The sequence below is a fragment of the Nostoc sp. DedVER02 genome (assembly GCF_034530675.2).
Taxonomy (GTDB): Bacteria; Cyanobacteriota; Cyanobacteriia; order Cyanobacteriales; family Nostocaceae; genus Nostoc.
Map to the genome: position 1 here is coordinate 264122 of NZ_JAVRCP020000002.1, position 15419 is coordinate 279540.

The window sequence follows — 15419 nt, forward strand, 5'->3', positions numbered from 1 at the left end:
ACCAAAATTTTATAATTTAACACCCAAAGCTTCCCGATTATTCAAAACCTGATTCAACTTACCGCTACGATAACCTTCCAAATCCAGGGTTACGTAAAGAAATCCGAAATCCTGAAATACAGAAACTACTTTCTCTAAATCTGTCGTTAACACAAACTCTTTAATTTGTTCTGGTGATAATTCAATGCGTGCTGTATCCCCTTCTGATCGCACGCGCAAATTCTGCCAACCCAGCTTTCTTAAGAAAATTTCTGCTCTGCCAACTCGTTGTAACTTAGCGACAGTAATCTCTTCACCATAAGGAAAGCGAGAACTTAGGCAAGGTTGAGCGGGTTTATCCCACCAAGGTAAACCGAGTTGTTGCGAAAGTTGGCGAACTTCAACTTTAGTAACACCCACTTCAGCTAAAGGCGATCGCGCCCCTCTTTCTTTCGCCGCCTGAATTCCTGGGCGATAATCATGCAAATCATCAGCATTTACCCCATCTACTACGTAGGGATAACCCAACTGCAAAGCTAAAGGTTTGAGAGTGTCGTGCAACTCACTTTTACAAAAATAACAGCGATTAACCGGGTTAGAAGTGTAATTGGGATTTTCCATCTCGTGAGTCTGGACGATTTTATGAGCAATCCCAATAGTTGCGGCTTGAATTTTGGCATCTTCCAACTCTTCTGGCAACAGCGAAGGAGAAACAGCCGTGACAGCCAAAGCGCGATCGCCCAAGGCATCATAAGCAATTTTGGCAACCAAAGTGCTATCAACACCCCCAGAGTAGGCAATCAAAGCCTGCTCCATCTCTTCAAATAAGGCTTTTAATTGCTCAAATTTTTCTATCAGCATCATTTCCCACCTACTCAAACCCTATAGCACCCAACAATTTTTATTGTAGTCATTGGGCATTGGGCATTGGGAATTGGGAATTGGGAATTGGGGATTGGGAATTGGGGATTGGGAATTGGGAATGAGGTTCCAAGGTGGATGAATCAGTCCCCTTGTCCCCTTGTCCCCCTGCCCCCTGCCCCCTGCTCCCCTGCCCCCCTACTTCCCCTATCCTGGCGGTTTACTGTACTTGGCTACCAGCCTGGCTAAAAGTGGTAAATCAATCGGCTTAGAAATATAGTCATTTACTCCAGCTGCTAGACAGGTTTCGCGATCGCCTTTCATTGCCATTGCCGTTTGAACAATTACCGGAATCGCTTGATATTGGTGATTTTCTCGCAATTTTTCGATCAAATTAAGACCATTTTCATCTGCTAGACAAACATCCATCAAAATCACTGCTGGTTCTAGCTGTGTTAGAACTTCCCACATTTCGACAGCATTCTTAACCCAAGTCACCTGATATCCCAATTTCTGTAGATAAATTTGCATCAAATTAGCGTTGGGTAAGTCATTTTCTACCAGCAAAATATCTACAGAAGAACTAGCAGTGAAAGGTAAAAGAGATGAGGAGTCTTTTGCTTCCTCATTTACCTCATCTACATCATTTCCCTCTACTACTGTCTCTTGCTTAAGGGGAAGTACAAGGGTAAAACGGGAACCGCCATCTACTTCAGATTCCACTTTCACAAAACCACCGTGAATTTGGGCAAGTTTGCGAGTCACTGCTAAACCCAAACCAGTGCCTTCAGCACCACCAGCAATAGCCTTAGTAATTTGGAAATAGGGTTCAAATAGTTGAGTTTGGTCTTCTTGAGAAATCCCACTGCCTGTATCCCAAACTGTAAAATGTACAGATACACCTTCAGGAACAACCTGTAAGCCAACACTTCCAATGCTTGTGAACTTTAAGGCATTGAAGAGTAAATTCAACAACATTTGCTTGAGTCGCAAAGAGTCGGCGACTAAGGTTGTAATATTGGAGTCAATTTCTAGGCACAGTTTTAAACCCTTATTAGCGGCTTTCTCTTTCACCAGTGCCAGAACATTGTTACATAGTAGTGGCACATCTACACTTTCCCACTGCACTTCTAGCTGGTTTGCTTCAATTTTTGAGAGATCCAAAATATCATTAATCAGAGCTAGTAAATGCTTGCCGCTAGACTGAATGATATGTAAATACTCTTGCTGGCGTTCTTTAGTTGGTTCAAATCCTGGAGCTAAAAGTAGATGGGTAAACCCAATAATAGAACTAAGCGGTGTACGAATTTCGTGGCTGGTGTTTGCCAAAAACTGATTTTTCAGTTGATTGGTGCGCTCCAATTCTTGATTAGAGTTACTTAACTCTTGATATTGTTGCTGCAAAGATAGAATATGTCTGAGTTGTACCAATGCTGTAGTACAGTGCTTGGCAGACTTAGCCATCAATTCCGATCTAAGTTGATCTTGTGATTCTATGAGCGACTTACAATCAGAGTTTAGGGGCGTTGCGGCGATAATTAACCACCCCATGCAGCCAGAATCATCAGCTAACTGCCAAGCATTTGGTGGCTGTTGATTCTCAAGCTGTTGCAAATCTTCGAGTTCTATAACCTCTTGCAATCTCAACAGCAGTTTTTTTTCTGCTGTTGACACTTTTAAAGATAAAGGTTGTGATTTTGGGGATGGAGAATGAGAAACGTAGCAAACTGTGGCAAAAGTTTCTTGTGGTTGAAATAGAGCGATGCCTACGGCATAATCTGTAAGCGTCAGATTACTGCTGTGAACGGCAGTGTTAATCTCATTAACCACCGTTTGGAAAATTTCTCCTTCTGCAACCTCTGCCTGTAGGACATTGTTACAAGCAGAAAGCAGGTACTGATTAAGGCGACTTTGCAACTGGTTCAAGCTGCTCTCCAGCCACAACTTGGCGCGAAGTTGCTGAATTGTTGTCAAAACTTTTGGCGTTGCATCTATCTGTGAGTTCTGGTCTGGTAAGCTTGAGTACTGCTGCATGGTCAACTAGACCGCTTAACAAATTTAGGTTCGTAGTAAAAATCCAAAAAGGATTTTATGCATATTAACCGAGAATTCTTTTTTATTTATAAACCATAACTTATGTTGTTATAAACCATAACTTATGATGTCGAATTTAGCACTAGTCCAAAAAAATTATTATATAAACCACTGTTCTAAAATCTGTTAAAGCAATTGAAGACTTATGGATATACAATTCGCCCAACTAATCGTCAATGGCATTGCGGTGGGGAGCATTATTGCTCTAGCCGCAGTCGGACTAACTCTTACTTATGGGATTTTACGGCTATCTAATTTTGCTCATGGTGACTTTTTAACTTTAGGAGCCTATCTGACTTGGCTGATCAATAGTATTGGAGTCAATATTTGGCTGTCAATGATCCTGGCGGCGGTAGGAACAGTAGCAGCAATGCTGTTATCGGAAAAGTTGTTATGGTCAAAGATGCGCTCGATCCGTGCTACTTCCACTACGCTGATTATTATTTCTATCGGACTTGCCTTATTTCTTCGCAATGGGATTATTTTGATCTGGGGTGGCAAGAACCAAAACTATAATTTACCTGTCACCACAGCTTTAGACATCTTTGGTTTAAAGGTGCCGCAAAATCAATTATTGGTATTGGGGTTAGCGGTGATAGCAATTTTCGTGCTGCATTACCTATTGCAAAATACCAAAATAGGTAAGGCGATGCGAGCAGTGGCTGACGATCTGGACTTAGCCAGAGTTTCAGGTATTAATGTTGACCGAGTAATTTTCTGGACTTGGCTAATTGCTGGAACTCTTACATCATTGGGCGGCAGTATGTATGGTTTGATTACAGCCGTGCGTCCAAATATGGGGTGGTTCTTAATTCTACCGTTATTTGCCTCAGTGATTCTTGGCGGGATTGGCAATCCTTACGGTGCGATCGCAGCAGCTTTTATCATTGGTATCGTCCAAGAAATCAGCACCCCTTGGCTAGGTTCACAATACAAACAAGGCGTAGCACTGTTGATCATGATTTTGGTGCTGCTCATTCGTCCCAAAGGTTTATTCAAAGGAACGATTTGAGCAGCACCACTCCACTTCTAATTATTCAATAATGTGGAAATACCAGGCTGCTACCAGGAAATTGATAGCTAACAAGAATATTGCCCAGCCTGTGCGATAGGGGTAGGGAGGTTTAGCCCCACTGTCGGCAACTGGGGAATTTGCAGGATTCTTTGTTGTTTTAGCGGTCATAATCCGATTCTCCTAATGTCATGACTTTTTAAGAAATACCAAACTGGCGTACCAAATATCCAAATTCTTTAAGAATATTTGTGTGAATTTGGAAATTGGGAATTGGGAATTGGGCATTGGGCATTGGGCATTGGGCATTGGGAATTAGTTACTTACCCTTGCTCCCCTGCTCCCTGCTCCCCTGCTCCCTGCCCCCTGCCTCCCCTACTCCTCACTCTCCAGCATGATAGGAACTGCGAACCAGAGGCCCAGAACGGACATGATTGAATCCCATTTCCCATGCTAATCTGCCGAGTTGATCGAATTCCTCCGGAGTCCAATATTTTTGAACTGGCAGATGTTCTAAGGAAGGACGCATATACTGTCCAATAGTCAAGCGATCGCACCCTACAGCCCTTAAATCAGTCATTGTTTCAATAACTTCATCAAGTGTTTCACCGTGTCCCAGCATCAAACCTGATTTGGTGGGAATTGTCGAATCGATTTCTTTGACCATAGCTAGTACTGAGAGTGAGCGATCGTATTTAGCTCCCCGGCGCACTGGCCCGGTTAACCGCCGCACTGTCTCGATATTGTGATTGAAACACGCTGGTTTAGCTTTCACAATCATCGCTATTCGTTGGCGTTGACCTAATTCTCCAACACCAGCACCACCCCAAAAATCTGGGGTCAGCACTTCAATTTGAGTCTCTGGGTTTAATTGGCGGATAGTAGCGATCGTCTCCACAAAATGCCCTGCGCCTTGATCGGGCAAATCATCACGGGCGACAGAAGTCAGCACCACATAACGTAATCCCAAAAGCTGTACAGCCTGTGCTACCTTTTGGGGTTCCTCTAAATCAAGAGGCATCGGTGAATGACCTTTATCTACTTGACAAAAAGCACAAGAGCGGGTGCAAGTAGGCCCCATTAGCAAGAAAGTTGCAGTTTTTTGGGCATAGCACTCTCCTCGGTTGGGACAGCGACCTTCTTCGCAAATTGTGTGGATTTGGCGCTGTTTAATAATGCGTTGTACGGTAGATATTTCACTGGCTTTACCGATAGGGCGACGTAACCAGCTAGGCATTGCGGCAATTTCAGACTTTAGTTCGGCTTGTTGTGACGAAATCATAGACATCCAAGCAAGATACGGATATAAAGTAGTGGTCTTGAAATGGACAAGAATAGACGCAGAAAACGGTCTTAATATCTCCGTGTCTCCGTGCCTTTATATGCTTTATGCCTTAGAACAAAGCTAAAGCCTTCAATATCACCATGACATAAATCGAAAAGAGCGCCAGTAAAAGTTTTACAAAATACCTCTGGCAATGCCATTTATACCGAAATATACTATCCCCCAATTGCTAGAAATTTTGTATATAGTGGGAGGATTCTCAAGGACAGTCGGCAAAGTCGCTATTTACACTTAAAGTTTCTGTTAGAGCAAACAGTCGTGGCAAGCAACAAGATTTTAGTTATCGATGACACTACAGTTGTCAGGGTAAAAGTACGAGAAATGTTGCCTCCGGGCAATTTTGAGGTACTGGAAGCAAAAGACGGTTTAGAAGGACTAAATTTTATTCTTCAGGAAAAACTCAGCCTGATTATGCTGGATTTCCTGTTGCCTAAAATGAGTGGCTGGGAAGTTTTCCAGAAAGTTCAAGCCGATCCGGAATTAAGGAAAATTCCTTTGGTGATCATGTCTGGTCGCAAGGAAGAAGTAACTGAGAAAATCACAGAACCCTTTGAATACTTTGAATTTCTGGGCAAGCCTTTCGATCAGAAGCAACTAATTAACGCAATTAAGTTAGCTATGAGCAAGGCGAAACTGCCGCGACCAGAATTAGTTGCAGTAGGAGCAGGGGTTGCTGTGAAAAATAGCACAGTAGCAACTTCTAGTGTTGCAACTGCTACGGTAGCAGCCCCTAGCGTCGCAAATACTGCTACGCTAGCAACTCCTACTGCTGCGATGCCTACGGCGGCAAGCAACGCAACTCCTACTGTTGGAGGAGTGTCTGAAGCAGAAATTAATGCGTTGAATGAGAAAATTGTCAAAATGCAAGCTGAAATCGATGGCTTGAAGAAACAGCTAACTCAGGTTGTTACCTTTATTAAACAAAAAATCAAGTAACATTTGTGTTTATTATTATTATCGCAGCCAAAAATACCCCGTTCGTAATAACGGGTGTCCGATTAAAAGCGGGTAAAAATAGTTAATTCAAAAACACTTATGTTGACAAATCATCGGTGACAACAAAATTCAAAAACAGGAAAAAATTATACGTAGGGACAATTCATGAATTGCCCCTACGTTTTGCGTAAGTTTTATAGGTGCAACTTCAAAAATAAATGGTATTACATTCGATCTTTACTTCAACCATCGCGCCGCATCTTTGGCATGGTAAGTTAAAATCAAATCTGCGCCAGCACGTTTAAATCCAGTCAAAGTTTCCATAACTACTCGCTCTTCATCAATCCAACCATTGAGAGCCGCAGCTTTTACCATTGCATACTCACCAGAAACATTGTAAGCCGCAACTGGTAAGTTACTCGCTTCCTTTACGCGCCAGATAATATCCATGTATGCCAAAGCTGGCTTAACCATGAGCATATCAGCACCTTCAGCGATATCCAATTCAATCTCTTTAATTGCTTCGCGTCCGTTACCTGGGTCCATTTGGTAAGTTCTTCTATCCCCAAATTGCGGTGTCGAGTCTGCTGCATCCCGAAATGGGCCATAGTAACCTGAAGCATACTTAGCAGCATAAGACAAAATCGGCGTGTCTTGAAATCCGGCTTCATCCAAACCTACACGAATTGCCTGGACAAACCCATCCATCATTCCAGAAGGCGCAATAATATCAGCACCAGCTTTCGCTTGCGAAACTGCTGTTTTCTTCAACAATTCCAAAGTTGGATCGTTCAAAACTCGTCCTGTTAAATCACCAACTTGCAGATAACCACAATGACCGTGGCTAGTGTATTCACACAAACAAGTATCGGCTATTACAATCAAATCTGGTACTGCTGCTTTTACCGCCGTCGCTGCTTGTTGGACGATACCGCAATCATGCCAAGCACCAGTAGCATCTACATCTTTATCAGCCGGAATACCAAATAAAATAATAGAAGGAATTCCTAAGTCATAAACTTCTTTTGCTTCTTCGACAATTTTATCTACCGAAAGTTGGTAGACTCCGGGCATAGATTTTACTTCGTTAGCGATTCCCTCACCTGGTACGGCAAATAATGGGTAGATTAAATCGCTTGTTGTTAAAACAGTTTCACGAACCATCCGGCGCAATTGAGGATTAGTACGCAGACGACGGGGACGATGTGTAGGAAACATAAAATTTTATGAAGAAAAACAACGCAAATGGACACAAAACAAAGCGTCACAAAAGCAGGATAAAATTTTCCTGCCGTCAGACAGACTACAAACAGTGCTTAACTGTCCTTTGCCCTACTCTTAATCAAGTTGTAGGGCAATTTTGTATTCTACAGCTTGGTTGCACCTATCCGACGGACTGGGAAAATAATTCGTAATTCGTAATTCGTAATTCGTAATTTAAAATCGTAAAACTCTCTGTTGGCAAAATCCTGGCGATTGGTTGTGTGCAAACTAAGGCATAACAGCTTAATAACAAATAACTGACAATTACCAATGCCCAATGCCTAATGATAATTTGTATTAAAAAACTCGGAAAATATAGGGATAACGGAAGGGTATATCAGGATTGCTGAAAACTCCAATGAGTGCCCAAATTGTTAATCCCCAGTGTAATAGATATCCTAAACCTGCTAGTGGGCCCAATAATAATAGAGGTAACACTAACCAACCAAATAGAAAAAACAACGCTCCCAGAATTGCACCATAGAACCAGACATTAAAGTGGAAATTGATCGATTCTTTGGCGTTTTCTTTAACAACAGGATCGTCAGATACAAGCAGTATAGCGATCGGTATACCGACAGATACCAATGTTGTACTGAAAAAAATCGCTCCATGCGACAAGGCGGATAGAAGCTTTCGCTTATCTGTATCGTACATTGCTGTTCTCCTATTTTAGTCAGATTGTTGATTACACTACGACCCTATCACGAGCATCGTTGTCTTAAGATTAAAAGACTTACCAGAGCTAAAAAAATTAAGTTAGCTAACAAACAAATACATTTATGTCTACTGAACTTCAGTCTGAACTTATTCAAGCAGTTGAACTGCGCCGCAATTTTGCGATTATATCTCACCCCGATGCAGGTAAAACTACACTAACAGAAAAGCTACTTTTGTACGGAGGTGCAATTCACGAAGCTGGAGCGGTGAAGGCGCGACGGGCACAGCGTAAGGCTACCTCTGACTGGATGGCAATGGAACAACAACGGGGTATTTCCATTACCTCCACGGTGTTGCAATTTGAATACCAGAACTGTCAAATAAATTTATTAGACACTCCTGGACACCAAGATTTCAGTGAAGATACTTATCGCACCCTTGCCGCCGCCGACAACGCAGTGATGCTGATTGATGCGGCAAAAGGTTTGGAACCCCAAACCCGCAAATTGTTTGAAGTGTGTAAGTTGCGGGGTATCCCGATTTTTACATTTATCAACAAGCTCGATCGCCCCGGAAGAGAACCTTTAGAATTGTTGGATGAAATCGAGCAAGAATTGGGATTGCAAACCTATGCGGTAAACTGGCCGATTGGAATGGGCGATCGCTTTAAAGGTGTTTTTGACCGACACAAGCAACAAATTCACCTGTTTGAACGCAGCGCCCACGGCAGCCGAGAAGCCCGCGATACCATAGTCGAATTAGGCGATCCGAGAATAGAAGAACAGCTAGAACAAAGCCTGTACCACCAACTGAAAAATGATTTAGAACTCTTAGAAGGAGTTGGGCCAGAGTTAGATTTGCAGCTGATACACGAAGGTAAAATGACACCTGTGTTCTTTGGTAGCGCAATGACTAACTTCGGGGTAGAGTTATTCCTCAAGTACTTCCTCGAATATGCCCTCAAACCTGGTTCTCATTACAGCAGTGTGGGCGAAGTCGCTCCTACCTACCCAGAATTTTCGGGGTTTGTCTTCAAGCTGCAAGCGAATATGGACCCGAAACACCGCGATCGCGTCGCATTTATCCGGGTCTGTACTGGTAAGTTTGAAAAAGATATGATGGTGAATCACGCCCGCATCGGTAAACTCATCCGTCTATCTCGCCCGCAAAAACTCTTTGCTCAAGAGCGGGAATCGATTGATGTGGCTTATCCTGGCGATGTGATCGGTTTGAACAATCCCGGTGTTTTTGCGATCGGGGATACAATTTACACGGGACAAAAGCTCGAATATGAGGGGATTCCGTATTTTTCGCCGGAACTATTTGCGTCTCTGAGGAATCCCAACCCCTCGAAGTCTAAACAATTCCAAAAAGGCGTTGCGGAATTGCGAGAAGAAGGTGCTGTGCAAATTATGTATTCAACTGATGAAGCCAAGCGCGATCCAATTTTGGCGGCGGTGGGTCAGTTGCAATTTGAAGTGGTACAGTTTCGCTTACAAAACGAGTATGGTGTAGAAACCATATTAGATTTATTGCCCTACAGTGTCGCCCGTTGGGTTGAGGGTGGTTGGGAAGCATTGGAAAAGGTGGGACGAATATTCAATACCACTACAGTTAAAGACAGTATGGGACGGCCAGTGTTGCTATTCCGTAATGAATGGAATTGTCAACAGTTGCTGGGCGACCATCCAGAGTTAAAATTAAGCGCGATCGCTCCAGTTTTTTCTAGTCAACAACCAGTGAAGGAATGAAGAAGAATACAGAATACAGAATCCAGAATTCAGATTAAGACTCAATTGAATTCTGACTTCTGACTCCTGAATTCTTTCTCGCTCAATTCACTTAGACAAGCAAAACTTGGGCGCGGTTGATTTCCACGGCATCCGAGGTTCGCGCTTTTGCACAAACGTGGATCATTTAGAAGAGATTGGAGTGCCAGAATTTGTATGCCTTCACATGCCAAATCGTCTTTGGAGGCTGGTTTAATTGCCCTGAAGCAGGGAAATTACCAAACAGCGATCGCTCAACTAGAACCTATTGCTAGCAGCCAAAGCAATGCTACTACTAGCTTACAAGCCCAGGTTGGTTTAGTGATGGCTTATGCTCGCACTGGCGAAGTTTCCCAAGCGATCGCTATTTCCCAGAATCTCATTGAGAGTAACAATCCGCAAGTTCAAGAGTGGGCAACACGCGCTCTCGAACACTTAACAAAGCGTAAAAAACGCGATCTAGAATCAAAAAATGTCGAAACTGGATTTGTTGCTTTTGAGAATTCAACTCCAGATTCAACTCCAGATTCAACTCGAGTTACGCCCCCGGTAACTCCTACATTAGAGGAAAAGCCAGAAGACCAAGTAATAGAAACCAAGAAAGACGACCCCCCGGCAATGGTGCCACTACCTAAACTCAAGGCTATAGTAGCGACACCACTACCACCAGCTGCACCCCTAAACGGTTTCATGGGTTCCGTTACCCGCACCCAAGCTAAATTATTTGGTGTTATTTATTGGCGACAAGCACAACGCGCCAAAGCATGGCAACCCCTACGTAAGCCAAAATTAATTCCCTTGCGGTTGCTAACAGCAGGAACATTCATTGCCCTATTTTGGTTGATGCGAGAAATCATCAAGTTCGCAATGGGATTCATCAACCTGACTTTAGTCAAACTACCTTATCTGGAGCCATTGCAGCTTTTATACAGCAACCCTACTAAATTGTTGCTAACGGTATTGGTGATTTTGCTCGGAGTATCACCTTGGTTGCTGGATTTGCTACTGGCGAAGTTGTATGGTCAGCGAGAATTTTCCAAAGACGTATTGAATGCCCATAGCCGCGAAGCTGTGCGGGTGGTACAACGTTGTTGTCAACAGCGCCACTGGCCGTTACCCAAACTGCGAATTTTACCAATGGCTGCGCCAATTATCCTGACCTACGGTAGTTTACCACGTAATGCCAGGATTGTTGTCAGTCAAGGACTATTAGAGCAACTGGCAGATGATGAAATTGCAATTATCTACGCCACGCAGCTAGGGCATATTGCTCACTGGGATTTTGCAGTGATGTCTTTGTTGCTGCTGGTGACACTACCAATTCATCAGCTATATCAGCAAATATCGGAGTTGGGAGACAAAATATCAGGGATTTGGCGCTGGCCAGTGACAATTGTGGCTAGTCTCGTTTATGGGCTTTGGGGTTTGCTAACTGGGACTGGATTGTGGTTGTCGCGGTTGCGGCTTTATTATAGCGATCGCGTCGCATCTGAAATCACTGGTAATCCCAACGCCTTGATTCGCGCTTTACTCAAAATTTCCATTGGCATTGCAGCTGATATCCAAAAACAAGAACATACCAGTTGGCAACTGGAAAGCTTAAATCTCTTGACACCAGTTAGCCATCAACAGAGCCTTTCTTTGGGCACTATTGCCAGCAATTTATCTTTTGAATCATTTTTGAAGTGGGATACTGCCAATCCCTATCGCCAATGGTTTACGATTAATAATAGTCATCCTTTGATGGGCGATCGCATCGAACGCCTCTGCAAAATAGCCCGTCACTGGCATCTAGACACCGAACTACATTTTGCTAGCGAACCATCAAGGGTAAAGCGTCAGTCTTTCTTATTACAAATCGCTCCCTGGTTAGGAATTCCTTTAGGTATTCTGTTTGCAGCTTTGGTCTGGCTAACCTGGCAACTAGCATTTGCACTCAAGTTTTTGAATCTAAAGTGGATATATGAAGATTGGTCTTTCATTACAGGCTGCCTTCTAATTGGTTTTAGCGTCGGTACAGTAATGCGGATTAATTCTTTTTTCCCCGATATCAAATCCCCCACGGTACAAACTGACGACTACTTACCGAACTTATTAGCTGACCCCTCTGCCTTACCTATTGATAGCGTCAGCGTGCGTCTGGTGGGCAAATTATTAGGTCGTCAAGGTACTAGCAACTCCCTAGCACAAGATTTAATTTTGCAATCCAGCGCGGGTTTGGTGAAATTACACCACATTTCTTGGCTAGGACAGTCAGTGAATCACCAGGATTTAATCGGTCGCCAAATTATCGTCACAGGTTGGTTCCGGCGAGGAGCAACACCTTGGATCGATATCCAAACCCTGGAAACCCAAAGTGGTAAAACCATTCATAGCCCTCATCCCATCTGGTCTACTTTTTTGGCAGTTGCAGCACAGGCTTTGGGCGCATACGTTTTTCTTACTGGTTAATTACTGGGAATTGGGAATTAGGCATTTGCAAAGGATAAAGGACAACTGACAAATGACAAATCAAAATGTAAAGAAAAGTTGCAGGTTTTCTTTTAAAATGTTACATTTGTTTACACAAACAATAGCAGCCAACATAACCAGGCACTCCAGCTTAGTTATACATTTGGATGCTTTTCCCCCCTCCATACCTTTTTATCCTCCCAACACAGCAGGAAATCAACCAGCCATCGGCTGGTTTTTGTTTAAAAATATGCTCCCTTGAATAAAAAAATGTGTTTTATGTTACGATACAGTAATACTAACGTTAGAAATGTATGCGCTAAACTAGCTACGTAGAAAATACCGTGGTAATGTAAGGAATGGTATTTGATTCTGCGAAAAAGGCATGGAAGAAAGCGTGTACTTTAGCAGGCAATAGGCTATTAAATTTACAATTCTTAGAATTAAGGTGTTATTAGCTCACCATTGTGTGGGCCTTTAGATTAAACAAGCTTGATCCCGACGAAAAACTGTATTGTATAGGTTGACAGTTTCGAGCAAAAAATTGGTTGATGGCAGTCTTGGTCAATAGCATCTATTTAAATTAAAAGCCAAAGCCAAGTGATTGTTTTCTCGCCTTGCCATGTTCATTTAACTCTGGAGGTATAGTTCATGTCCGTTCGCCTATATATAGGTAATTTGCCTAAAGAAGAAATCGATCGTCAAGATTTACAAGCAGTTTTTGCAGCAGAAGGTGAAGCTGTAACTACTAAATTAATTAAAGACCGCAAAACTGGCAAATGTCGTGGTTTCGGTTTTCTTACCGTCAACAATGACGAACAAGCTGACGAAATCATTGAAAAATATAATGGTCAGATGTTTAAAGACACTGCCATTAAGCTAGAAAAGGCATTACCTCGGACAAAGGGTGAAGAGGGCGACGAACAAGCTCCTAAACCAGTTCAGGCTGGTAGTACGCCCACTCCTGCCGTTAATAGAGAAGGTAGAGAAGGTAGCCGTCGGGAGAAAAGCTCTAAAAAGCCCCGTCGTGGCGGTGGTGGCGGAGGTTCTCGCGAAAACAGCACAACAACAACTACCGATTCAGACGCTATTCGTCCAGATCCTCGTTGGGCTTCGGAATTAGAAAAGCTGAAGCAGATGCTAGCTGCACAAACTACAAATTAATCCCTATAAGGAGAGAAATTAAAAATTAAAAGTCAGAATTTTTTTGATTTTTAATTTTTAATTGTTGGCTATCACCTAGCTGCTTAGTTAAAAGCTACTTGCAGCTATTTTTGTAAGTACATATTGATACAACCTAATTTCTATAGAGTTACTGCTAAAAGCTGCTTATAAAAAATTAATTTTTTGTAGTTAGGTACATTAAAAGCCTGACTGAAAATGAATGCGATGCCTAGTTTGGGCTGCACCTACGCAGGAATATCTGGATTTAACAAGTTACAGTCAGTAATGGCTAGCTTCATACTGCCAAAAGAATCAAAGGCGCGATAGCTCTGAAGATAATCTACACTCAAGTAAGACCGATCGTTTGCAGCTTCTGTTATGTCCTCAACTCTAGATTCTTTGCCACCTGCGCTTGCTAAAATTGTCCAGCGCTTTCAACGCGCTTCCGAACCGAAGCGGCGCTACGAACAGCTAATCTGGTATGCTCAGAAGCTCAATGAGTTCCCAGAAGCTGAGAAATTACCCGAAAATAAAGTTCCTGGTTGCGTGTCGCAAGTTTATATTACAGCAGCCTTGGATGACGGTAAAGTTGTGTTTCAGGGTGAGTCTGATTCCCAGTTAACCAAAGGATTAGTAGGGCTTTTAGTTGAAGGATTACAGGGACTAACGCCAACTGAGATTGTCCAACTTACCCCAGATTTTATTCAAGAAACAGGCTTAAACGTTAGTCTCACGCCATCCCGCGCTAATGGATTTTACAACATTTTTAAAACAATGCAAAAAAAAGCATTGGAATGTAAGTTAGATTTGCCTAACTAAACTTGGTCATTGGTCATTTGTCATTGGTCATTTGCAAAGGACAAATGACAACTGACAAAGGACAAATAACTTAATAATTACCAAAATTTAGTCTCATGTCAACAAATTTATTATCTACCCCTGCTGCTGCTGGTTTTGGTGGAGTGGTTCAAGAATATCTCTGGAACTGGGAAAATCAGCAATTGCGCGTTGTTTATGAAACCCTTGGTAAAGGTTCACCGCTATTGCTATTACCATCTTTCAGCAGTGTTTCGACACGTTTAGAAGTAGGCGAACTTGCCAAGTTACTAGCTCCCAATTTTCAAGTTGTAGCTATAGATTGGCCTGGATTTGGTGAATCTTCTCGCCCTAGCTTGGATTACCGACCGGAAATATATCAGCACTTTTTGGAAGATTTTGTCAAAGCTATTTTTAATACTCCGATTACTGCGATCGCGGCTGGTCATGCTGCTAGTTACGTTTTAAAATTAGCTGTGAAATCGGCTGCTTTCTCAAAAATTGTATTGTTAGCTCCTACTTGGCGTGGCCCTTTACCAACAATGGGGGCAAATCAGCAAGTAGCTGGCTTTGTGAGAGGATTAGTGCGATCGCCTATACTTGGACAAGTTCTCTACAAACTCAACACTACCCCATCTTTCTTAAGTTTCATGTACCGCCGTCATGTCTTTACTGACGCGGCTAAAATTACACCCAGTTTCATTGAGAAGAAGTGGCACACGACTCAACAACCAGGAGCGCGATTTGCATCTGCGGCCTTTGTAACTGGTAATCTTGATGCTGTACATGAACAATCAGATTTTCTGGAACTTGTACAGTCTTTAACTGTACCGCTTATGGTAGTAATTGGGGAATCTAGCCCTCCCAAATCACGAGAAGAAATGAACGCTTTGGTAGCCTTACCGGGAGTGAGAAGCGTTGTCATACCTGGTTCTCTGGGACTGCATGAAGAATACCCAGCAGTTGTTTTAGAAGTAGTTGAAGATTTTTTGTTTTCCCGATTAAATTAAATCTTCACTTATCCATCAAAGTATAATTTTCTTGTTTGCGCTCATTATTATCACATAGC

At 42.7% G+C, this 15419-nt stretch carries 13 protein-coding genes; 7 read left to right on the forward strand and 6 right to left on the reverse strand.

What is annotated here, in order from left to right; all coding sequences use genetic code 11:
- Positions 1-9 precede the first annotated feature (9 nt).
- Both larE and hrmK read right to left on the reverse strand, forming a co-directional pair.
- Positions 10-843 (reverse strand): ATP-dependent sacrificial sulfur transferase LarE, encoded by an 834-nt coding sequence (gene larE / locus RMZ41_RS05065; RefSeq protein WP_322640524.1) that lies wholly within the window; start codon positions 841-843, stop codon positions 10-12.
- A 204-nt stretch (positions 844-1047) separates the two neighbouring features.
- Positions 1048-2874 carry a hybrid histidine kinase/response regulator HrmK gene (gene hrmK / locus RMZ41_RS05070; RefSeq protein ID WP_322640525.1) on the reverse strand — a complete coding sequence of 609 codons (1827 nt, stop codon included), beginning with the start codon at positions 2872-2874 and terminating at the stop codon, positions 1048-1050.
- Positions 2875-3079: 205 nt separating this feature from the next.
- Between hrmK and RMZ41_RS05075 the strand changes: the two genes are divergently transcribed.
- The gene (locus RMZ41_RS05075; RefSeq protein WP_322640526.1) at positions 3080-3946 is read left to right on the forward strand and encodes a branched-chain amino acid ABC transporter permease; all 867 of its coding nucleotides are present in this window, start codon (positions 3080-3082) and stop codon (positions 3944-3946) included.
- 21 nt (positions 3947-3967) lie between these two features.
- Here RMZ41_RS05075 and RMZ41_RS05080 read toward each other — a convergent pair whose 3' ends face one another.
- Together RMZ41_RS05080 and lipA are read right to left on the reverse strand one after the other, a co-directional pair.
- Positions 3968-4117 (reverse strand): photosystem I protein PsaX, encoded by a 150-nt coding sequence (locus tag RMZ41_RS05080; protein WP_094328289.1) that lies wholly within the window; start codon positions 4115-4117, stop codon positions 3968-3970.
- Positions 4118-4328: 211 nt separating this feature from the next.
- Positions 4329-5228: a lipoyl synthase gene (gene lipA, locus RMZ41_RS05085; protein ID WP_322640527.1), complete on the reverse strand. Its 900-nt coding sequence runs from the start codon at positions 5226-5228 to the stop codon at positions 4329-4331.
- Between the two features lie 321 nt (positions 5229-5549).
- Here lipA and RMZ41_RS05090 point away from each other — a divergent pair, with 321 nt between their 5' ends.
- Positions 5550-6227: a response regulator gene (locus tag RMZ41_RS05090; RefSeq protein WP_322640528.1), complete on the forward strand. Its 678-nt coding sequence runs from the start codon at positions 5550-5552 to the stop codon at positions 6225-6227.
- A gap of 237 nt (positions 6228-6464) precedes the next feature.
- On the opposite strand, the gene hemB is transcribed toward RMZ41_RS05090, so the two are convergent.
- On the reverse strand, positions 6465-7445 hold the full coding sequence (gene hemB / locus RMZ41_RS05095; protein ID WP_322640529.1) for a porphobilinogen synthase: 981 nt from the start codon (positions 7443-7445) through the stop codon (positions 6465-6467).
- Positions 7446-7787: 342 nt separating this feature from the next.
- Entirely contained in the window at positions 7788-8147 is a 360-nt protein-coding gene (locus tag RMZ41_RS05100) for a DUF4870 domain-containing protein (protein WP_322640530.1), read from the reverse strand.
- 125 nt (positions 8148-8272) lie between these two features.
- Between RMZ41_RS05100 and prfC the strand changes: the two genes are divergently transcribed.
- The 5 genes from prfC to RMZ41_RS05125 all read left to right on the forward strand — a co-directional run bounded on the left by prfC (position 8273) and on the right by RMZ41_RS05125 (position 15360).
- Complete coding sequence (gene prfC, locus RMZ41_RS05105; protein WP_322640531.1) at positions 8273-9901, forward strand: peptide chain release factor 3; 1629 nt, start codon at positions 8273-8275, stop codon at positions 9899-9901.
- 195 nt (positions 9902-10096) lie between these two features.
- Positions 10097-12370: a M48 family metalloprotease gene (locus RMZ41_RS05110; RefSeq protein WP_322640532.1), complete on the forward strand. Its 2274-nt coding sequence runs from the start codon at positions 10097-10099 to the stop codon at positions 12368-12370.
- 651 nt (positions 12371-13021) lie between these two features.
- Positions 13022-13534 carry an RNA-binding protein gene (locus RMZ41_RS05115; protein WP_322640533.1) on the forward strand — a complete coding sequence of 171 codons (513 nt, stop codon included), beginning with the start codon at positions 13022-13024 and terminating at the stop codon, positions 13532-13534.
- Positions 13535-13912: 378 nt separating this feature from the next.
- Positions 13913-14353, forward strand: a complete 441-nt coding sequence (locus RMZ41_RS05120) for a SufE family protein (protein WP_322640534.1) — start codon at positions 13913-13915, stop codon at positions 14351-14353.
- Positions 14354-14448: 95 nt separating this feature from the next.
- Positions 14449-15360 (forward strand): alpha/beta hydrolase, encoded by a 912-nt coding sequence (locus RMZ41_RS05125; RefSeq protein ID WP_322640535.1) that lies wholly within the window; start codon positions 14449-14451, stop codon positions 15358-15360.
- Positions 15361-15419: the final 59 nt, after the last annotated feature.